This is a genomic window from Mesorhizobium sp. M0340 (assembly GCF_040321535.1).
Lineage (GTDB): Bacteria > Pseudomonadota > Alphaproteobacteria > Rhizobiales > Rhizobiaceae > Mesorhizobium.
The window spans coordinates 137,553-157,894 of sequence record NZ_JAMYRR010000006.1 but is presented as its reverse complement, the minus strand read 5'-3'; the positions used below and the strand labels follow the sequence as shown (position 1 = coordinate 157,894).

The 20,342-nt window shown below is 60.5% G+C and carries 18 protein-coding genes and 1 pseudogene; 10 read left to right on the top strand and 9 right to left on the bottom strand.

Annotated elements, in window-relative coordinates:
• Nucleotides 1-906 precede the first annotated feature (906 nt).
• The 3 genes from NKI79_RS11495 to NKI79_RS11485 all read right to left on the bottom strand — a co-directional run bounded on the left by NKI79_RS11495 (nt 907) and on the right by NKI79_RS11485 (nt 4,984).
• Nucleotides 907-1,653, bottom strand: coding sequence for a hypothetical protein (locus NKI79_RS11495; RefSeq protein ID WP_352801625.1), 747 nt, complete (start codon nt 1,651-1,653; stop codon nt 907-909).
• Between the two features lie 118 nt (nt 1,654-1,771).
• A complete protein-coding gene (locus NKI79_RS11490) occupies nt 1,772-2,038 on the bottom strand; it encodes a hypothetical protein (RefSeq protein WP_352801623.1) in 267 nt (88 codons plus the stop codon).
• 1,500 nt (nt 2,039-3,538) lie between these two features.
• Nucleotides 3,539-4,984, bottom strand: a complete 1,446-nt coding sequence (locus NKI79_RS11485) for a hypothetical protein (protein WP_352801621.1) — start codon at nt 4,982-4,984, stop codon at nt 3,539-3,541.
• A gap of 457 nt (nt 4,985-5,441) precedes the next feature.
• Here NKI79_RS11485 and NKI79_RS11480 point away from each other — a divergent pair, with 457 nt between their 5' ends.
• On the top strand, nt 5,442-5,963 hold the full coding sequence (locus NKI79_RS11480; RefSeq protein WP_352801619.1) for a helix-turn-helix domain-containing protein: 522 nt from the start codon (nt 5,442-5,444) through the stop codon (nt 5,961-5,963).
• A gap of 24 nt (nt 5,964-5,987) precedes the next feature.
• On the opposite strand, the gene NKI79_RS11475 is transcribed toward NKI79_RS11480, so the two are convergent.
• A complete protein-coding gene (locus NKI79_RS11475) occupies nt 5,988-6,458 on the bottom strand; it encodes a hypothetical protein (RefSeq protein ID WP_352801617.1) in 471 nt (156 codons plus the stop codon).
• 358 nt (nt 6,459-6,816) lie between these two features.
• Between NKI79_RS11475 and NKI79_RS11470 the strand changes: the two are divergent.
• Nucleotides 6,817-7,029: pseudogene (locus tag NKI79_RS11470) on the top strand (zincin-like metallopeptidase domain-containing protein); the annotation flags it as partial.
• A 61-nt stretch (nt 7,030-7,090) separates the two neighbouring features.
• On the opposite strand, the gene NKI79_RS11465 reads toward NKI79_RS11470, so the two are convergent.
• Nucleotides 7,091-7,918, bottom strand: a complete 828-nt coding sequence (locus NKI79_RS11465) for a thermonuclease family protein (protein WP_352801616.1) — start codon at nt 7,916-7,918, stop codon at nt 7,091-7,093.
• A 412-nt stretch (nt 7,919-8,330) separates the two neighbouring features.
• On the opposite strand from NKI79_RS11465, the gene NKI79_RS11460 reads away from it, so the two are divergent.
• The 4 genes from NKI79_RS11460 to NKI79_RS11445 are packed head-to-tail and all read left to right on the top strand — an operon-like array spanning nt 8,331 to nt 12,890.
• Nucleotides 8,331-9,776 carry a hypothetical protein gene (locus NKI79_RS11460; RefSeq protein ID WP_352508406.1) on the top strand — a complete coding sequence of 482 codons (1,446 nt, stop codon included), beginning with the start codon at nt 8,331-8,333 and terminating at the stop codon, nt 9,774-9,776.
• A complete protein-coding gene (locus tag NKI79_RS11455; protein WP_352801614.1) occupies nt 9,763-10,596 on the top strand; it encodes a hypothetical protein in 834 nt (277 codons plus the stop codon). Before NKI79_RS11460 ends, NKI79_RS11455 begins: the two co-directional genes overlap by 14 nt.
• A gap of 3 nt (nt 10,597-10,599) precedes the next feature.
• On the top strand, nt 10,600-11,877 hold the full coding sequence (locus NKI79_RS11450; protein WP_352801612.1) for a hypothetical protein: 1,278 nt from the start codon (nt 10,600-10,602) through the stop codon (nt 11,875-11,877).
• Complete coding sequence (locus tag NKI79_RS11445) at nt 11,865-12,890, top strand: OmpA family protein (RefSeq protein ID WP_352801610.1); 1,026 nt, start codon at nt 11,865-11,867, stop codon at nt 12,888-12,890. The genes NKI79_RS11450 and NKI79_RS11445 overlap by 13 nt, the downstream gene beginning before the upstream one ends.
• Before the next feature lie 276 nt (nt 12,891-13,166).
• On the opposite strand, the gene NKI79_RS11440 is transcribed toward NKI79_RS11445, so the two are convergent.
• Nucleotides 13,167-14,228, bottom strand: coding sequence for a tyrosine-type recombinase/integrase (locus tag NKI79_RS11440; protein WP_352508410.1), 1,062 nt, complete (start codon nt 14,226-14,228; stop codon nt 13,167-13,169).
• A gap of 115 nt (nt 14,229-14,343) precedes the next feature.
• On the opposite strand from NKI79_RS11440, the gene dusA reads away from it, so the two are divergent.
• Complete coding sequence (gene dusA, locus NKI79_RS11435) at nt 14,344-15,339, top strand: tRNA dihydrouridine(20/20a) synthase DusA (protein WP_352801609.1); 996 nt, start codon at nt 14,344-14,346, stop codon at nt 15,337-15,339.
• Between the two features lie 6 nt (nt 15,340-15,345).
• On the opposite strand, the gene NKI79_RS11430 is transcribed toward dusA, so the two are convergent.
• Nucleotides 15,346-16,050 (bottom strand): TIGR02281 family clan AA aspartic protease, encoded by a 705-nt coding sequence (locus tag NKI79_RS11430; protein WP_352801607.1) that lies wholly within the window; start codon nt 16,048-16,050, stop codon nt 15,346-15,348.
• Nucleotides 16,051-16,063: 13 nt separating this feature from the next.
• The gene (locus NKI79_RS11425; protein WP_031193575.1) at nt 16,064-16,297 is read right to left on the bottom strand and encodes a DUF1289 domain-containing protein; all 234 of its coding nucleotides are present in this window, start codon (nt 16,295-16,297) and stop codon (nt 16,064-16,066) included.
• A 174-nt stretch (nt 16,298-16,471) separates the two neighbouring features.
• Here NKI79_RS11425 and NKI79_RS11420 point away from each other — a divergent pair, with 174 nt between their 5' ends.
• Nucleotides 16,472-17,470 (top strand): nicotinate-nucleotide--dimethylbenzimidazole phosphoribosyltransferase, encoded by a 999-nt coding sequence (locus tag NKI79_RS11420; RefSeq protein WP_254817266.1) that lies wholly within the window; start codon nt 16,472-16,474, stop codon nt 17,468-17,470.
• Nucleotides 17,471-17,474: 4 nt separating this feature from the next.
• Here the strand turns inward: NKI79_RS11420 and NKI79_RS11415 are convergent, their stop codons facing one another.
• Entirely contained in the window at nt 17,475-18,989 is a 1,515-nt protein-coding gene (locus tag NKI79_RS11415; protein WP_352478883.1) for a sensor histidine kinase, read from the bottom strand.
• A 75-nt stretch (nt 18,990-19,064) separates the two neighbouring features.
• On the opposite strand from NKI79_RS11415, the gene NKI79_RS11410 reads away from it, so the two are divergent.
• Entirely contained in the window at nt 19,065-19,688 is a 624-nt protein-coding gene (locus NKI79_RS11410) for a thermonuclease family protein (protein WP_352801605.1), read from the top strand.
• A gap of 41 nt (nt 19,689-19,729) precedes the next feature.
• Nucleotides 19,730-20,341: a glutathione S-transferase gene (locus tag NKI79_RS11405; protein ID WP_352478881.1), complete on the top strand. Its 612-nt coding sequence runs from the start codon at nt 19,730-19,732 to the stop codon at nt 20,339-20,341.
• Nucleotide 20,342: the final 1 nt, after the last annotated feature.

The window sequence follows — 20,342 nt, the reverse complement described above, 5'->3', positions numbered from 1 at the left end:
GGTGCTACTGACCAATTATTCTGCGGCAATGAAGATGTGCCAGGCAGTCCCCTGAAGAATCCCAAAATGATTAGTTCATCCTGCAAGTGAATGATCGCAAGCGGAAGCGGCGGCGAGAGATTTAGGTCGTGTGCTTCTGCGGCCCAGAGAGCCTCCTAGAATCAAAGCGCAGATAGTCCATCGGCCAACCGGCGACGATTCCGTCAACTCGACGAGAACGCCTTCTCTGCCGGATTGGTGTTGAGTTCGATGCGACCGTCCTGCAGGAAGCGGGTCAGCCCGGTCCGACGCGAGGGCGCTTAACGGATCGTCTCGGCCAGCACGCTGCGGCTGTAGATGTGCGGGACTGTGCATCCAGGTAGGTGCGCTGCGGCCGATAGGATGGCGGTTGCGCCCGGACCTCCGTTCGATCGCGTAAAGCTCGCCAATCCGGCGCAGGTGCGCGGCCGTTTTCGCGCGAAGGCGCAGCTTGGCTTCCAGCCCGTGTTCTGTTCCCGCTGATAGGTCGTGCTGCATTTTGCGGATCTGATTGGGATTGTGCCCACAGTGGAGCAAAAGCGCGGTCAGATAGAGTTCGATCGCATGGATTGCCGACAATCTGAACGGCGCGCGTGTCAACGGTTGGCCGGTCGGCCTTGTTGTAGGAGCAAGTTTGCCGCCTTCCGATATTCTTCCGCCGGATCGTGAAGCTGCTGCGGGCATGCAAGCTCACCGGGATATTTGCGTTCTTCGATCGTCATTTGTGCGATCTGAAAATGCTAAGGCACAAACTTCGTGGAGCAACATCCATCGCGTCGCGCGTCTCTTCTCTTCGCATTCCACATCGCTTCCAGGCGATGTTCGCCTGCAGCCGGGCTCTAGAAAGCCGTTGACCGACTTACTATAGCGACGGCTCGTTGAGATGCGTTAAAATTTGACCAGACGGCATTGGATCCTGTCTGCCTCTGCGAGCGCCCAACGTTGCCATGCGTCCAGTGCCGAGGCATCGATATCGGCCGAACCATCATCGATCGCGCGACGGACGCGCTCAACGAGCGCGCGAATGTCTTCAGCTTGACGTAGCAGCTCCCCACTGGCCCGCAGGTTTTGCAGACGCTTTTGGTTGAGTTGGACTAGCCAATCCTGGCGCTGCTTCTCCTTTTCAATCCGCTCCCGCTCTGCACGCTCCTCGGCTTCCCGCAGGCTAAGTCGAAACTTCTTCTCGCCCGCCACGATGATCGCAGCCGCAATTTCAGCGATCCTTGATTCAAGCTTGGCGTCACCGTCATCCTGCCACGAGACGGCGGCCTTGCGGTCGAAACCCGGGTCGATCCGCAGAGCAGGCGGGTTTGATGCTGGCAGGTCTGGCGCCGGTCGCAGGTAGCCCTGTTGGCGCACGGTGCGGGGGCTGCCGACCATTCCAATGTCCAAACCAACATAGGTATCGCCGATCGCTGCTCGCGCGTGAAATTCTCCATCGCGCTCGTAGGCATCACCGTCATGGCCGCGCTTGCTGAGTGCCAAAAACAGCGCATTGAGGATTTTCAGCCGCCGCTTGCCTAGTGGATTGTCGAACTTGGGTCCGTCAAAGGTCCATTCGCGTCCTGCATTTTTGTCGCGGCGACGCTGCTCCTGCTTGAGTATTCGAACGAGCCCTTTGTGAGGCCTGTCCAACGACTGCGGGACAGAAACTTGCCAATCGCCTTCAACTCTTGTGCGCTGAGTTCGTCGAGGTCTTCTGGAACCAGAGCGGATGCAAACGGCCCGTTGAATGCAAGCGGGGCTGCAATTGTCAGAACCTTTGCGAAGCGAGCGTCGACACTTGCACGGCCCATTTACCGGGGCGCCGCAGTGGCGCTTTGGGTAGTGCTGGCACCCTCTTTCCGGCACGGATTTTGTTCCAATATCCTTGCGGTGGCGTCGCTACTCCGCATCGCGTCAGCAGCTTCTTCAGCCCGACATCGGACAGTTCGAGCTTCGCCGCCAAGTCCCTCATCGGTGCAGACCAGGCGAACGCAATCAGATCGTCGGGCAACACAAGAATGTCTTTCTGCCACACGTCGGCTCACCTCCATTTTGTTCAGCCGGGCTGCTTTTGGCACGCCTTCGCAGTGTCGATATGACAGGCCGGCCAGTGCCATCTAAGAGCACATCTGGCACCTCCAACGTGCCCTCGATCGTGCCAGGAATGCGCTTGCATCATCAAGGCGGCTGCAGATCGGCTGCAGCTGAAGCAGCGCTCTCAGTGAGCATCAGCGGGGCGCTCTAGAAGCGATCTGCTTCCTTTCGTCGTTCCTCGCGCAGCAGGGGGCAGCCGGACGTTGCGGCGTGGCAGAGCGAGGTTTGGTGCTATCGAGTGAGGGCCACGAAAAACGATCGATGACCGATGGCAAGATAAAATGGAGCACATTGTGCTTCGGTTCGGCCGTTGTTTTCCAGTGGGTTAGATAGTGGTTTCGCAATGTGTGCATGTCTACTGCACATTGCCAGAATCGCGAATTGTCAGCTGTTTCCGTGGCTTAGTGCAATGTGCGAGGGCTCTGTCAGCGCTTGAGGAGGGTGGGGCCGGGAAGGGGGGCGTGGTCAGAGACGACCCGCTGAGATAGCCTGTCGTCGGCAGATAACGAACTGGCGCATAGTCGACGTCAGCACCTCGTCGACCTGCCTTGCGGTGACTCGCTGGGCCGTCGGCACGGCTGCCGCAGCGATCTTTCGCCGCTGCCCGAGTGCCGACGTCGCTAGCGTCGGCCGTAGGATGGCGCCCGAGCGCAGGCTTGTCGGCTGGCGCGTCCACCGGAGGGCTCGTCGGGCCCGGCATCCGCCGGCGCTGCGGGCGGTCCAGCCGTGCTAGCGCCGCCGCCAGGGATCGCTCCATGCTGACACGAATGCGCAAAGTGTCTTGTTACGGTCTGATGGTTTTACGTCACTGGCCTGATCGCCATCAAAGCAAATGGGAGAGTTCGCCACGTCTCGGATCAACCGCCGCGCCTTGCTCCTCCACTCTGGCAGCGCAGTCGCCTCGACAGTTGCGGCAACGGCGCTCGGTGCTGAGCCGGCAGGTGGAGACCGAGGACCGTCCGATAGTCTGCGAGCGCTGATTGAGGCGCACAAGGTAGGTTATGCTGCGTTCGGTGAAGCCTTGCATGACATGGGCGGTGGCAGCAGCGAGTCCGATAGAGCCAGCCGGGAGGAGGAGAGGGCGCTGCTCGCCATCTGCGGCTACCCTGCGGTGGGGGAAGCGGACCGCCTAGCGAAGGCTCGGTACCTTTTAGAGATCGAGGCGCGCGGTGAGCTCGACCTGGCAGAGCATATGCGGGCCGTTCTCCACTCTACAATGTGGAGGGGATGAGGCGACCGAGGCGCGGTTTCGGTCAGCTACTGAATGCCTGGTGTGCGCCGCATGTCTGCCGTAGGGGTCAGCTTTGCCGCTTCCTGAAAGCAGACATTGTCGGCGATACGCTGGAGGTCGAGGGTGCGCCAATTGTCGCCGTTTGCAGTTATGCCAACAACGTCGCGTCTACGCGGCAAGCAGACTTACGGCCTTGCGGCATTTGGGAGCTCACTTGACGACCGAAAACTCGAACTGGTGCCCGCGGTAAACGGCCTTGTATTCGTCGTCGCGCCCTGGCGTCCTGAACACATTGCGATAAATTGCTCCACAGCTTGTCAGCTCTCTGGGAAAGGCATTGCACAGGAAATTGCCTTGCACCCAGGAGGTTCCTGAGCGGCTCCTCTGGCCAACGGTCTCGCTGACGGCGCCGTCGACCGAGGTTGTGCGCTGCATCGGCAGGAACGTGGGCATTACCAATTTTCCGCGCGTTTCGTGGCCGAACATTAGAGACCTTATTTCCGCCCCTGTGAGCCGGTCCTTCGGATTCATGCCTGCCTTTGCCAATGCCGGCAGCTCTGGCACACCTGCCTTGGTCAGCCCGGCCAAAAGGCGTTCGATATCGGCCGTATTCTTGAACACCATGTAATCCTGGGTCATCAACTGGCTCGGCCCCCTGTCCACCCGCCCAACAACCTTCCTAAGCGTTTCCAAAGCCGCCGCGGCCTGGTCTGTGCGCCCAAGATGCCCATAAGCCGAAATAAGGACCTGCAGGGCATAAAATTTCGCCCGTGGATCGGCCGATATAAGGTCCATCTTGTCGATAGAGCGAACCGCGTCCTCAAACTTCTCCTGGCCGAACTCGGCCAGTCCGGCTTGGTAGCGCCTGTAGTCCATCCACGAGTTTGGATCGACGCGCGCAGCCGCATCGAGATAGCTAAGCACTTCCTTCGGCCTGCCGTTGAAATTCAGAGCATTGGCCAGCGAGAGATAATTCCAAGTATCGCTGGGATCGAGCGCCACCGACTTCAGAAGAACGGTAACTGCGTCGTCCGAGTCGTGCTCGCGGACCATCAACTCGGCGACGAGCTGATAGTAGCCCGGCGAAGGATCCCTGGCCGCTGCTTCCAGGGTTTCATAGATCTTGCCCTGGGCCACGTCGGTCGTAAGCCCCATTACTACGACCCGACCGACATCCGCGTCCCAGTAGGCCCAGGCGAGCTGGGCGTACGCCGCGCCGAAATCGGGGTCGAGTTGCACGGCTTGCTGGAAATACTTCACAGCCTGCGCAAACTCCTCGGGCGTGTTGATACGGTTGTAGATGTCCATCCCCTTGAGATAGGCCTCATAGGCCTCGGGATTACTGGTGCCTCCGGCTCGGGTAGCCGGCGCGCCGCTCACCAGGCGGAGCTGGAGCGCACCCGCGATGCTGCTGACAACGCCGTCCTGCAGCGCGAATACGTCTGCCCACCGGCCGTCGAAACGCTCCGCCCAGAGATGTCTGGAAGTCGAGCCATCGATCAGCTGCGCATTGATGCGCATGTCGTCGCCGACGCGGCGAATCGAGCCTTTCAGCAGGTACCGGACGCCCAATGCCGCCGCTATCTCCTCCGGCTTCGGGTCCTTGTGCTTGTAAGCGGAGGCCGCGTTGGGGGAGAAGACGAAAAGACCCGGCACACGCGCCAGTGCGGTCGTCAGATCCTCAGTGAAGCCGTTGGCGAGATATTCTTGTTCCTTGTCGTCGCTGAGATTGTCGAAGGGCAGGACGACTAGCGAGGGCCGAGCGTCGGCTGCCTCGCTGACGGTCGGAACGGCAGGCTGTGCAGGCCTCTCCCATCGCTGCCACCATGCTGCTGCAAGGCCGAGAGCCAGGACGAGAATTCCCGCCGCGGCCGGAAAACGCCAGGCGCGCGGCTGGCGGTGAGCATGGAGGGCCTTGCCCGCTGCCGCTGGATTGAGCAGTACGCGATAGGCCCGAACTGGTTCGGTGATAGATATTGGTCGGATCAGCGGGCAGCCAGGGCCGAGCTGACCGCACGAAGCCGTTTCAAGCACTCGGCAGCTGCCTGTCATTCGGATCTGTTGTCGCGAGGGGAGCCTACCGCGACCAATTCTCTATGAGGGAGTGATGCAATTGCGAAAGGCATTGGTGGAATCAACGCGCCCCCCCGTCACCCAGGCGTGGCCAAAGCCTGAAACCGAGTGTAACCCGCATCCCGCAGATCGGCACGTCGGCAAGCAGATCGCGATCGTTCGCGTCCAGTCGGACGTATCGCAAGCGCGGCTTGCGCGATCTATAGGCATCAGCTTCCAGCAGCTCCAGAAATACGAGAACGCGAAGAACCGCGTCAGCGCTTCCATGCTCTACGAGATTGGCAGGTCCTTGGACGTTCCCGTCAGTCGCTTCTTCGAAGGCCTGGCTAGTAATGAGACTAGCCGTGAAGCTCCACCTCTGCCGGTCGATGAGCGCATCGATTTTATCGCCAGCGCGGAAGGCCGCCGTCTGATTGCGGGGTTGATGCTGCTTCCTTCGCGGGTGCGTGGCCGCGTGGCAGCCGTAATCGCCGCATTGGGGAAGGAATTGGCGGAGCTCGACGCGAATAGGGACATCGCCGCGGTCGGCGAAGCAATTCCTGCTGACCGCAAGACCGCTTGATAAGTGGGTGCAGCGATTTCGGTATCAATCCGCGAGTTCGTCAGCGGGATTCAAAGCAGGGCAGTTTCCCATGCCCCAGCTTCGCACCGGCCATCTATTGCCTCCCTCCTTTTCCTCGACCGTGAAGTGAAAATCTCTGAATCGTTTCGCCTCGAAGCGAGGCAGCATGTCGGAAAATTGCGCTCTGGTGACGTCAAGAGAGAGACTTAGCGACGCAAGCTGATCGGATTCAAAAAGAGCGCCCGCGTCGGGATGTTCCGTCTTCATGGGAGTTGGGGCCATGATCATGACGACGCCAGGCCATCTGAACGCTGCATTCGGCATAATCAGCAAGGCGGGTAGTATCACATAGGTGAACTCGACTGATTGGCGGGGCGGGCCTGGCTGGACGACCTGGCCAAAATTGATGTTGGCTGAGCCGACGATCTCACCACGCCATTCGCCGGCAACAAGCGGCGGCAGTTGAAGACGGTTTGCCTTTTTTCGAACTGTCATTCCCTACGTTTGCGTCAGGAAGCCGGCAACAACAACACCGCTACCTCAACCCTACACCTGGTAGCCTCGACGGACCGGCAGTCCGGTTCGTGCGAACCTGATCGTGCCGAGTGTTGACCAAGAGGAAAACAGGAGGGCCACCATTCGCCATGCTGCGATATGGCTCGAAGGAATGTCCGTTCTTCCAAAACAGGCTGAAAAACCGGCTGAATTCTGGAATCTAACCCGGTACCGCCGCGTGGGCGAAGCCTAAAAAGCAAGCGATTTCAATCGGATGGAATGGCGCGCCCGAAGAGATTCGAACTCCTGACCCCCAGATTCGTAGTTTAAAGCGCCTTTCGGAGATGGCGGCTATGTCCGCGAGGAGCTGGTCGACGAGCTCGGCGCCGCGTTTCCTGTGCGCCGACCTGGGGCTGCACCTCGAGGATCGCGACGACCATGCCGCCTATGTCGGTCACTGGCTGTCCGTGATGAAGGACGACAGCGAGCGATCTTCGCTGCCGCCGCGCACGCGCAGCGCGCCGCTGACTATCTGTCGCGTTTCAGCGCCGACGAAGCAGCCGCCGCGTGAGCGGCGGCCTTCTGGACCGAAGCGCGCTACAACGTTCGACCGCGGGCCGTCGGCGGCGCCATCAACAGAGCGTCTCGCAAGCAATCCCGTCGCCATCGCGATCCAGCTTGCCGCCCCATGGGCAGTTGTTGAGATACCATTGGGCTTCATCGCAAGAGCTGATTTGCGAGCATGTGCGCCGCGGCTGGCACGAAAAGCTTTGCGCTACCTGGCGGCGGCTGATGATGCCGAGCGGCTGGCTCGACGGCCTCGCATCCCCAGCGTGCGCTCCTCGCCATTCCCAGGGCGCCTGAAACGTTCCGACCCAAAGACCAAGCTTCGCGGCCTCCGCCTTCGCCTGCTGCGCTGAATATGCTCCGTGGCTGTAGCGGGGCCAATCCAGAGCCTGACCGTGCTCGACCATCCACGCGGCCACCCTGACTCCATCCGCGCGCTGGCAATCACCGACGAAGCGGTGATATCGGTCCCAAGTCACGAATTTGCATAAGACTGGCCTTGAGGCCGCTAGGAAGGTGTCCAGAGCCTCGGCTGCGTGGCGCCCGCAGGGATAATCGAACCCCTTGGCGTTGCTGCAGTATTGCTTGCTCTCCGGGGCGTCGATGCCGTTGAAGCGGATGCGCTGACCGTGGACCTCGATCGTGTCGCCATCGATGACGGACGCGACTCCAGCGATCGGCTCCGGGTTCGACCCGAAAAAGTTCGAAACCCCAATGTCTGGTATTCGGTCACTGTGCTGCAAAGCCGACTGCGCGGACAAGGCGGCCGCGGCGGCCACTGTCACAAAGACGAGCAGCAGTATAACACTTGCCCGGCTCCAGGAGGGTGACCCCTTCGCCCCATCGCGCTTCCGCCGCTGACCCGAGCGGTAGTCATTTCGAGATTTGTTCAAGCCCTTCTCCCCATTACTAGAATGCTATCAAATTTGGCTCTGGTCTAGGTTTGGCAGTTGCCCAGGGTTAAGAATCTTTTCTGTATGGCAGAGAGCTGATCGATCGTGTCAACAATGTGTGGCAATAATTCTTGCGAACTGGAGCAATAGCTGGCGGCCTAATCAAAGTACGCGGACGCGAAAGACAATGGCCGGCAGGGCTGATTGCAAGGAATCGCTCGGGGGCCGGGCCACTTCTTAGTTTGCACGCAGCCCGTCGATGTACTATCGAGCACGTTCAGAATGGGTTTTGCATTCTGCCAGGTGGGGGAAGCCGGATATGGCAGACGCTGATTGCGGGACGGCCGCGCGCTGAAGCGTGAGGCATGCCGCAAGCGTGTATTTTTCGGGAATCAATCGTAGGGGTAAAGACTTGGCTGCGAGGTTTGAAGCGCTCGAGAAGTTGCGCAATCGGATAATGGAAGCGAACCACGACTATAGGGTGGGAGCAGACATTTTCCCGAGTCTCAATGTCGACAAGATTGCCAGGGACATGGACCTCGACGATCAGGGAACGGCGCATGGTGAAAAAGACCAGCCATCGTCCTCGTCCAAGACCCTCGACGAGGTTGAACACTCCATCGTCGAAAGGGTGCAGGACGAGAAAAAGGCGGCCCACCAGATCCTGGAAGATCAGCTTCACCTCTTCTCCGGCCGAGTTGCGAACCTGGGCCTTGAGGAGCAGTTCGGCCTCCTTCAGCAGGCCAATACCTCAAGCCTGTCGGACTTCAAGGGAGAAATAGCGGTCGGTTTGGATACCCTTCACGCCAAGCGAACCGACCTTCATGAGGCCACCAGAGAGCTTTTCAGCTTCCGCAAGAACCACCGCCTGGAACGCGTTGCCAGACTGCAGCAAGGAACAGCCCATCTTTTCAGGGTAGCACTCCTCATTTTCCTCCTGCTGGTCGAGACGTATCTCAACGGATCGTTTTTGGCCAAGGGCAATGACCAAGGCTTCCTCGGTGGTGCCACGGAAGCATTCGCCTTTTCCTTCGTGAATATCGTGTCCGCGTTGATTTTCGCCATCTTTTGCGTGCGCTGGGTGACCCATCGGTCTTGGGGAGGGAAGCTTGTCGGGACCGCCTTCATCCTGCTCTATGCCGCCATTGCACTCGGCATAAACTTGCTGCTTGCGCACTACCGTGAGGTCAGCGGAACGCTTGCCGACGGCGCTGGCAACATTGCCGTCGAGAGAATGGTCCATAACCCCCTGGGGCTCGAGGAGGTGAGATCGTGGATGCTCTTCCTGGTCGGTCTGCTCTTCTCGATCATCGCCTTCATTGACGGCTGGTTCGTTCTCGATCCATATCCGGGCTATGCCGGCGTGGAGAAAAGGCGCCGAGAGAGACGGCAGGATTACACCGATACCAAAGCCGATCTCATAGACCGCCTCATCGAATTGCGCGACGACCACAACGCCAAGGTCGAAGACATTTTGAAGGGGCTGGGCAGCCGCAGGAGAGAACACGCTGCAATCCTCTCCAGCCGTGGGCGGCTTTTGGCTCTGTTCAATGAACACCAAGAGCAGCTGGAGAGGAGTTGCAACCAGCTGCTTTCAAAATATCGCGAAGCAAACATCCGGGCGCGCAAGACTCCCGCTCCAAAACACTTCTCCCAGCCTTTCAAACTCCAAAAGACCAAGCCGATTGTCCAAAACGATGGTGAGATCAAGGATACCTATCTAGCTTCATCAATTGCCGCGGCCCAGCAGGCGCTGAACGATCAGATGCTGCAGGTCGGCAAGGAATGCGAGTCCGGGATCGAAAAGTATCGCGACCTCGACAAGCTGTATCCGGAGACGCTCGATGGCCAGGCCTAGAAGCCGTCGCAGGGCAGGGAGCTCGCGCGGGAAAGGCGTCGGAGCGATTGTTGGAGCAATCCTGCTTGGACTTGCCTCGCTCGCGATGTTTTCCGGCTACGTCTGGCTCAACGTAAAGGCCCGGGACGTTGTGGAAACAGACGCAAAGACTGGCTGCCCGACAAAGGCGGGAGCGAACAGCGTCACTGCTGTTCTTTTTGACACCTCTGATCCCGTCCCGCAGGCCACCATGGAGGATCTTGCCAACAAATTCAGGCAGATTGCCGGCTCAATCAAACAAGGCGGCTATCTTTGGGTTGGCACCCTGACAGCAGTACCTGGCGATCTGAAAGAACTGTACGCGCGATGCAATCCGGGAGACGGCTCAACGGTTGACGTCTGGACCAGCAATCCCGGAAAGCATCAAAGAATCTGGGAAGAGGCCTTCGACAAGCCCCTCAAGGAACTGCCGGAACATTTGCCAACGGATAGCCAGGCTGATCAGTCGCCGATCATGGCTGGAATCCAGAAACTGAAACTCAGCCTGTTCGACCACGGCATGTTCGACAATGTGCCAAAACGGCTGGTCCTCGTTTCGGACATGATGGAGAACACGCCCGCCTATTCCCAATACAAATCGGGCGCCGACTATAACGCCTTTAAGAAGAGCCCGGCGAGTTCGCGCTTTAGGACCGATCTTCTCGGCGCCGACGTGACCATTCTCTATTTCAACAGGCCGGAAAGGAAGTTCCTGTCCGTCGCCCACGCCAATTTCTGGACGCAATGGTTTTCGGATAACGGGGGCAATCTCACCGACTTTACAAAGCTGGAAGGGATGTAACCCATGGCCGCCCCTAGACAATCCTTCCTTGATACGTGGATCTTCCCGCAGGTTTTCTATATCGCTCTGACGGTAGGTGGGTGCGTCTTTATCGCCGTCACCAAGACCGCCGGCATAACTCCCGCCCTCTCGTCAACGGTGCCGATCGGCATCATGATCGGCTACTTCGCGTTTTCCTGGTACGTCGGGAAGTTGCGCCTTCACGACGAGCAGACAGGTGACAACCTCTACTACATGGGCTTCCTGTTCACTCTCTCGAGCTTGGGCACCTCGCTTTACCAGTTTGGCACAGACGCATCGACCGACGAAATCGTCAGGAATTTCGGCATTGCCGTGACGTCGACCATCACGGGCATCGCACTGCGCATCTTCCACAATCAGGTCCGACGCGACCCCGCCGACGTGGAACGGGCTGCCCGTCACGAGCTCGCGGACATGACACGCCGCGTGCGCGCCGAGATGGAAAGCGTAGCGCGTGAGTTCGCCGACTTCCGCCGGGTTTGCAATCAGATGTTGGAAGAGGGCTTCGAGGAAATAGCCCGACAGGCGGAAAAGAACGGCGATCAGGTCCGACAGGCATTCGAGGGTATGGCTGCGAAAGCGATAAAGCCCGTCCAGGAGACTTCGGAGAAGATCGCCAAAAGCCTCGATGATACGTTCGGCCGTATCGAAAGCAGGTTTTCAGGTGTCGCTGAAAAGGTCGACACGGTCGCTGCGTCGCTCGACACGGCGAATGCCTCTATGGCCGGCACGGTCTCGAAGTTCGAGGCGCAGGCCGACATTGTTGCCGGGAAGCTCGCCAAGGTGGTTATTCCGGACGAGGTCCTCAAGACGGACGTCGTCACGGTGCTCAAGGTGCTTGCAGCGTCCGTCGGAAGGTTCACCGAGCGGGCCGAAGCGCTTTCCAAAGAGCAGGGGGAAAGGACCGACAAGCTTTCGGATACCGTCTTGAGGATGGCGGCGCATCAGAAGCTTCTCCTGGAGAAGCTTGAGAAGCAGGCAGAACAAAACGCCAGTACGACGAACCTCCTATTGCGCATCCTCGATCGCGATCGTGTGCCTGTCCCGCACGAAATCGCTCCTGTCGCCCCGGTGCCTGCCAGTGAACCTTCGGCCGAGACATCCATCTTCATCCCCATTTCCGAGGTAGCAGCGCAGGGTCGGCAAATAGGCGCCGAGGCAACTTTCCAGGCCAACGGGACCGATTCCGGGCCTCATCCGGACGAGGCCCCCGAACCGGTCGTAGAAAAGGCTCAGTCGAGGACGAGATGGTGGCGCTGAACGAACCGAGCGGAGCTTCGGTCAGCTACGAAAGGAAAGGCTATGCCCGCGGTTTGATCCTTGGACTGACCATGGCCGAAACGATGCTCCTGCTCGTCTTCTGCCTGCTGTTGGTCGCAGGCGCTATCGTCGCAAAGAAGAAGGCCGAACTGGAAACGGCCCTTGAACGGGTATCGCGCAGCGAGGCAGAGGTTCGACAACTCAAGCAGGAGAACAAGAACCTGCTGGCGCAGGTTGCCGAGTTCATGGAACGGTCCACTGGGCACAAAGTGCCTGTTGAGGAATGGCGAAAGCTGGTCCTGGCCAAGAAAGCGATCGAGCATATCGAGCAAAAGGGACTGTCTGCCGACGAAGCAGTTCGGCTGGCGGAAGCCACAGTCGCGGTCCGAGACAACAATCTCTCAGCCGACGATGTGCGCAAGCTGGTGTCAGCAGATCAGCGTGCGACCGAAGCCGAACGGAAGCTGGCGGAAGCCGAAAAGCAACTCTCCGAAACGACACGGCAGCCTAGGGATCTCCCACCGATCATCAATCTCAGCGAAGCCAACGGCTATTCCTTCGAGGTCAGTAGCGCCGAACTCAAACCGGCCTTTAAGGCCAAGCTTGAGGACGCTATCGCCAAGCAGATTGCCGATATCGTTGCAAAATACGATGTCGACGTCGTCGAGGTCATCGGCCACACTGATGAGCAGCGATTGTCGAGGCAGTCGAACATGGACTTCGTTCTGGGGCGCGTACTCTCTGGGGCTGAGAGCGTCAGCAAAATGGAGCCAGGTGACAATGCCGGGTTAGGCCTCGCGCGAGCGATATCCGTCGCGTCGGTTCTGAAAAAGATTCCGGCGTTTGATCACCTGAACATCCTACCTATGTCAGGCGGCCAGCTAATCCTGCCTGATGATCGCCTCACGAATGGGGCCCAGTCAGGCGACGCTCCAGAAAGGCGTCGTATCGAGATCAGAGTACGCAAAAGCAAGCAGAAGCTAGCCGCAGAGGGCCATCACGAAGGCAACTGATACGCAAACCATATTGAGACAAAGCATGGGTTGCCATCTACCGGGGCACGGCTGAACGCCGGCAAACTGCAGCGGTCCATAGCCAGCGCACCGCGCTCGTTGCGTGATGGGGCCTGGTTTCCCGAGGCGCGTCATCAATGCAGGGAAGGAACTTCCCAGGTGTCAAGTTTTGCGCCTCATGTTGACCGTCGAGGCTGTGCCTTAAGGTAGCATCCCTGTGGACGGGGCGTTCGTCGCCGCCGGAGATTGCGGATTGGGTTCGGGCACTCGCGTCGGTTATGCAGCCCTCGACGCTTGGATACCGTGAAGCATTTCCGGCTTAAGGTGCGTATAGCGCCGCAACATCTTCCAATCCTTGTGGCCTGTGACCAGCGCTACCTGCTCAATTGTGAACCCAGCTTCGAAAAGGCGACTCGTTCCTTCGTGCCGCAAATCATGAAAATGAAGGTCGTGGATGCCTAGGTCAGCGCATCCTCGACGGAAGGCGGTGCCGACTGATCTATGATTGAATGGGAAAATTCGATCATCGTCATTGCTTCGCTTTGCGCGCTGCTCCTCAACAATGGCCCACGCATCGTATCCAGTTGCCGCAAATAGCGGTATGCGCTGATTGTTGCCCTTTTTGTTGCGTGGGTCTTTCCGGTCGCGGATGAGAAGCATCCGCGTGCGAGACTCCAGATCGGACCAACGCGCCTTGCAAATTTCCTCCTGACGCATCGCGGTTGCAACGGCGAAACGTATGATCCGGCCAACCGGCGCTTTCTGAAGAGGGTTTGAATCGAAGTGTGCGATTAGCCTATCGAGTTCATCCTGGGTGGGCCGCCTGTCGCGCTCACACCCCTTGCCGACAAGACCGAGGCGCTTAAGTGCCAAACGCGCGAGATCGACGGGTTCCACCTTGACGGGTAGGCCGTGGACGGCTGCAGCATGAGACAGGACAAGTTTTATAAAGCCGATGTCTATACCGAGCGTCATCGGTCCAGCACCTTGTGCGGCCCGGTCACGACCAAAACGAATGAGCCGTTCGCGATCGAGGGCCGCGATGCTGCACTTCCCCAGATGTCTTTGGAGCATATCCAGCGCTGCGGCCTTGGAGCGGCGAGGGGACTTGCCTACATCGCACATGTCATCGATATGAAGGTCGATGAGTTCGCCGAAAGTCTTAAGGCGCGCTATGCGGGACTTAGTCGGCGTCTCACCGCGATCGACTTGGCGCTCGGTTTCGGTCGCCCAGCGGCGTGCGTCGTCTCGGCGCAGGAAGGTCTCGCTGACGTAGCGACCTTTGCGACGGACTTGCACACGCCAGGAACCGGACGAGAGCTTTGTGTAGGTGGCCATTTTTTCGTGTGCGCTCCGTGTGCACTGAGAGATCGAAACGTGGCGAAAAAGGTCGTATTCTGGCGTATTTTCGTGTGCACTCGGCAGGTTGTAACGATTTGATGTTAAAGAAAAAATGCTGAAAAATCAAGATCATAGAGTGGCCGTGGCTCCGATGATGGACTGGACGGACCGGCACTGTCGGTTCTTCCATCGCCAGCTGACGCGCGAGGCGCTGCTCTACACCGAGATGGTGGTGGCCGATGCGGTCATCCACGGCGCACGCGAGCGCCTGCTTGGCTTCGACGACAGCGAACATCCGGTGGCGCTGCAACTCGGCGGCGCCGATCCGGGAAAGCTGGCCGAGGCGGCGCGCATCGGCGAAGCCTTCGGCTATGATGAAATCAACCTCAATGTCGGCTGCCCGTCCGACCGCGTCCAGTCGGGCACCTTCGGAGCCTGCCTGATGAAGGCGCCTGTGCTCGTCGCAGATTGCGTTGCGGCGATGAAGGCGGCGGTGAAAATACCGGTTACCGTCAAGTGCCGCATCGGCGTCGATGAGCAGGATCCGGAACCGGCGCTCGATGCATTGGCCGATGGTGTTTTCGCGACCGGCGCCGACGCGCTGTGGGTGCACGCCCGCAAGGCCTGGCTGGAAGGACTGAGCCCAAAGGAAAATCGTGACATCCCACCGCTCGACTATGACCGCGTCTATCGGCTGAAAGCCAGAAAACAAAACAAATTCATCGGCATCAACGGGGGCATTCAATCTCTCGCAGAGGCGCTGACGCATCTCGACCATGTCGATGGCGCCATGCTCGGCCGCGCCGCCTATCACACGCCAGGGATACTGACCGGCATCGATGCCGCGTTTTACGGCAGCACGGCTGAGTCGTTCGACTTTGCCGCGCTGATCGACGCCATGGCGAACTATGCGGCACGCCATATCGAACAGGGTGGACGGCTCGGGCATGTCACCCGGCACATGGTCGGGCTGTTTCACGGCCTGCCCGGTGCACGCCGCTACCGGCAGATCCTCTCCACCGAGGCGACACGGCCGGGTGCCGGACCGGAGGTGCTGAAGTCAGCCTTCGCCGAGGTCGATTTCGGCAGGACCGCAGAGGCGGCCTGAGCGAACTCAATCCCGCAAGATCATGCGGTCGCCGCGCACGTCGAAACCCGACAGCGAGCTAATGAAATTCATGCCGAGCAGGCTCTGACCGAGGGTGCCGGGTGCGGCGATCATGATGGGCATGTCCTTGCGCACGATGCCGCCGATCGACAGTTCGTCGCTTCGCACCGCCGCTGCGCGCGTCATGCCGTTGGCGGTCGAGATCGGGATGGTGAAGTGGAGAGCCGCCGAATTGAACCCGGCCGCCAGAGCGTCCTCGGCGGTCAGCACTGTGCTGGTCGCGCCGGTATCGACAACCGTCAGGATCGGCGTGCCGTTGATCGTGACGCGCGCTTCGAAATGGCCGCTGCCGGCCTTGTCCAGGGTGACGGTGGCATGGCCTTCTTCCACGCCCAGCGCCAGCGGACTGCCGGGAACAAGGCCGGCGGTGACGCGGCTGGCGAAATCCTGCAACTCATAGCGGTACTGATAGCCGGCGATCAGCGCCAGCACGATGGCGCCCCAGGCGCCGAGGCTGCGGGCCATGGTGCCCAACGGCCTGCCCGATCTGAGCAGGCCGGCGCCGACGAGTGCCGCTAAGGCGCCAAGCCAGATCAACTGGCTGAAATCGTAATTCTCAATGCCGAATGTACTGCCGGCGGAATCGTGGAGCATGAGCAGGAGTACACCTGCCCCGATCGCGACGATCAGAATCCACAGCAGTCGGTTCATCTGTGCGGCCGGTTCACGAGAGGGCGTCGCGTTCGCGTGCCATGCGGCTGCGACGGGTTTCCCGGCGGGGGCGTCGCTCGACCGTTTCCAGCCTTGCCGGCAGCTCGGCCATGACGCTGCGGCGGGTTTGCGGGGTCATGTCGATCCAGGCTGCGATTTCCTCGCGCGTGCGGCCGCAACCGAAACAGAAGCCGGTTTTCATGTCGATCGAGCAGACCAAGATGCACGGGGATTCAATGGCCGTCATAAGGATTTCCTTGGCTAGCCTCCACATGGTGCAACGACAAAGTCAATGCAAGCCCTCCGGGATGCGCCGCCAACGGGTGCGTTCGCGTCAATACCTCGAAGTTTTGCCGAGGTTGTGCCGGCCCGCCAAGGCGGCTATGCCGCTCACCAATTCACAAGGACGATTGCCATCGACATGACCAGCGCACTGCCTTTCGACGATTTTCGCGACCTCCTGGTGAGCCTGCCGCCGGCAGATATGGCTGCCAACACCCGCGTTCGCCAGTTGTTTGCCAAGGCAGACAAGCCCGAAGGCTCGCTTGGCCGCATCGAGGACATCGCCGCCTGGCTCGCCGGCTGGAGCGGTCGCGCGCCGCCGGCGGTGACTCGACCATTGGTGGCGATCTTTGCCGGCAATCATGGCGTCACCCGCCACGGTATTTCGCCGCGCCCCGCCGCCGCTACGGCAAATGCAGTCGAGCTCTGCGCCGCCGGCGGTGCAGCGATCAACCAGATCTGCATCGCCAACGATCTCGGCTTGAAGGTGTTCGATCTGGCTCTGCACATTCCGACAGCCGACATCACCGAGGATGCGGCACTGGACGAGCGCGGTTGCGCCGCCACCATGGCCTTCGGCATGGAGGCGATTGCCGGCGGCACCGACCTGCTTTGCCTTGGCGACCTCGGTGTTGGCAATTCGACTGTCGCCGCGGCCCTTTGCACCGCACTGTTCGGCGGCACCGGCGCCGACTGGGTCGGTCCCGGATCAGGGGCCGACGCAGCGATGCAAAGGCGCAAGGCGGAGGTGGTCGATGCCGCGGTCGCGTTTCACGGCGCGAGCCTCAAGGACCCGCTGGAAGCGCTGCGCCGGGTCGGTGGACGGGAATTCGCAGCGATCTGCGGCGCCATTCTGGCGGCGCGGATGCAGAAGATCCCGGTGCTGCTCGACGGGTTTGCGGTGACTGCGGCCGCTGGCGTCCTACATACCGCCAACCCCGCCGCGCTCGATCACTGTCTCCTCGCAAGCCTGTCGCCGGAGCCTGGCCATGCCAAGGCCGCCGAGCGCCTCGGCCTTCGCCCGCTGCTCGATCTGGGCGTCAGTCAAGGCGAGGGGGTAGGAGCGGCGCTTGCCGCCGGCCTGGTCAAGGCGGCCGCGCTGACCAGCTCCGGCATGGCAGCCGCGGTCGGCGGTTAAGCATTCAGCGCCGGCGCGAAGCAACCGCCTTGGTCGGCAGCGCCGGCAGTTCCTCCATCACCCGGCTCAGCGGGAAGATGGCGATCGCCTCGGTGCCTTCGCGCAGCCGGGAATGGAGCTGGAATTCGCCGCCATGCATGGCCAGCAGGCCTTGCACGATCGGCAGGCCAAGCCCTGTACCCTGTTCGGCGCTCTTGATGGCGATCGAGCCCTGGCCGAAGGCCGAGAGCACGATCGGAATCTCGTCTTCCGGTATGCCCGGCCCATTGTCCTTGACGGAGAGATATTGCCCGCCGCCCGCCGTCCAGCCGACGCGCACGCGGATTTCGCCGCCGGTCGCGGTGAACTTGATGGCATTGGACAAGAGGTTGAGCACAATCTGCCGCACCGCGCGTTCGTCGGCAAACAGGCGCGGCAAGGCGTTTTCGAAATCCTGGACGATGCGGATGTCCTTGTTGCGCGCCTTCAACTCCATCATGTGGCAGCAATCCTCGACGACGGAAAGCAGCATCATCGGCTCCTCATTGAGCTGATAACGGCCCGCTTCGATACGCGACAGGTCGAGGATTTCGTTGATCAGGTCGAGCAGATGCTGTCCGGAGTCGTGCACGTCACGGGCATAGTCGCGGTATGTCGGGTTGCTCATCGGGCCGAGCACCTCGTTGGCCATCACTTCGGAAAAGCCGAGAATGGCGTTGAGCGGCGTGCGCAATTCGTGGCTCATCGAGGCCAGGAAACGCGATTTCGCCAGATTGGCGTCTTCCGCCCGCCGCCGTGCCTCGTCCGACATCGATTTCGCCGTCTCCAGTTCGGCGATCAGCGCATCCTTTTCGGAGCGGAACGAAAACAGCATCAGCGAGGAACGGTTGAGCTGGCGCGCCACATAGGCGAAGAACGGCAGCGACGAGATCAGCAACCCGGCCATGATCACTTCGACCGGCATCCATAATTTTGCACTGGCATAGGCATAGATGGCGACCGGGAGGGCGAAGGTCGCCAACAGCGCACCGCGAAGGGACGATGCCAGGATCGCGGTTGCCGACATGGCGAGCAGCAGCACCACCGCCTTGGCGACCTGGAACTGGTCGATTTGGCAAGCTTCGCAGCCAAGCCATGCGAACCAGGCCCAGCCAAGCCCGCAAAGAAAATGGCCGATCAGGAAATCCCTGTGCGTCTCCAGCGGGTTGAGCTCGGACGCTTGCGTGACGCGTCTGGCCATGAACGCAACGATGGTATAGCAGATGAATGTGAACAGCGCCCAGACGCCGATCTCCTTGCCGAGGCCCGCGAACAAGCCTGCCGCGGCCGTTGCCAGAACGAGCAGCGGGATAACGATCACGCCGCCGGTCATCGAAAGCGCGTGGAGCTTCAACAGCTCGCGGTCGAAGTCGGGATTTCCGGCTTGCTGCGAAAGACGGTCGCGCGTCTTGCGCACCGCGCGCGCGACATCGCTGTTGCGATGGCGTTTCCTGCGGTCCACAATAAACTTGTCCGCCGTGGTCGAGCGTTGCAGGGGCATGAAGTCTTCAATTTACGCGGGCAGCAATTTCAAATCGTTAAGCTACGTTCGAATGATTAACCAACGGTTTGCCATATGAGCCGTTCGTGGTCGCGATGGCCGCGCCAGCGATACTATGCGCCACGTCCGCGAAGCCTGTGGCGCCGACTGATGGACTATGGGCTGACACTCATCGTGCTGGGCCTGCTGATCCTCCTGGCGGCGCGCCTCGACCGGGTGGAGACGCGCAAGACGGAGGGTGCGGCCACCGTCAATGACGGCGATAGCATGACGCTCGGCAGCGAGCGCATCCGCATGCGTGGCATCGATGCGCCGGAATATTCGCAAATCTGCCGCAAGGACGGTGCCGACTATCCTTGCGGCAAGCTCGCGCGGCAATCCCTGGTGCGGTTGATAGCCGGCAAAGCGGTCTCCTGCAGCGGCTGGCAGCGCGACCGCTACGGCAGGCTGCTCGGCGACTGCAAGGCCGGCGGCAAGGATCTCAACCGCGCACAGGTCGAGGCCGGCTGGGCGGTCGCCTTTGGCGATTTCGAGACCGAGGAAGCTGCTGCGCGCGCGGGCAAAGCCGGCATCTGGGGCGGAACTTTCGACGAGCCGAAGAACTGGCGCGAGAGCCACGGCCATGAGCTGGTCGAAAGAAAGCACGGCGCCTTGGCGTCGATCGGCGATGCCCTGCGTGAAATTTTTCGCTTCTGGTGAGTTGTGCCTATAGTTCGTCGGGACGGACGAGGAGGATGGAGATGAAGCTGTTCGACGGCGGGCGCGCGCCCAATCCACGTCGGGTTCGGATTTTTCTGGCCGAAAAGGGACTTCAGGTTCCGCTGATGCCCGTCGACATGGGCGCGCTGGAGCACAAAGAGCAGCCGGTCAGCTCGCGCAATCCGCTGAAGCGTCTGCCGGTGCTCGAGCTCGATGACGGCACCATCATCACCGAATCCGTCGCAATCTGTCGTTACTTCGAGGAACTGCACCCCGAGCCGGCTTTGTTCGGGCATGGGGCGCTCGGCAAGGCAATCGTCGAGATGTGGCAAAGACGTCTGGAGTTCAATTTGTTCGGCTGCGTCGCCGCGGCCTTCCGGCACATCCACCCCGCAATGAGGGAATGGGAGATCCCGCAAATCCCCGAATGGGGCGAGGCCAACAAGCCGAAGGCGGTCGAATTCCTGAGATTTCTGGACACTGAGCTCGCCGGCAGGGAATTCGTCGCCGGCGATGCCTATTCGATCGCTGACATCACCGGGCTGGTCGCCATCGATTTCATGAAGCCGGCTCGCATCAAGGTACCCGAAGAGTGCACCAACGTGCTGCGCTGGCATCGGGAAATCTCCAGCCGGCCGAGTGCCGCCGCCTGAT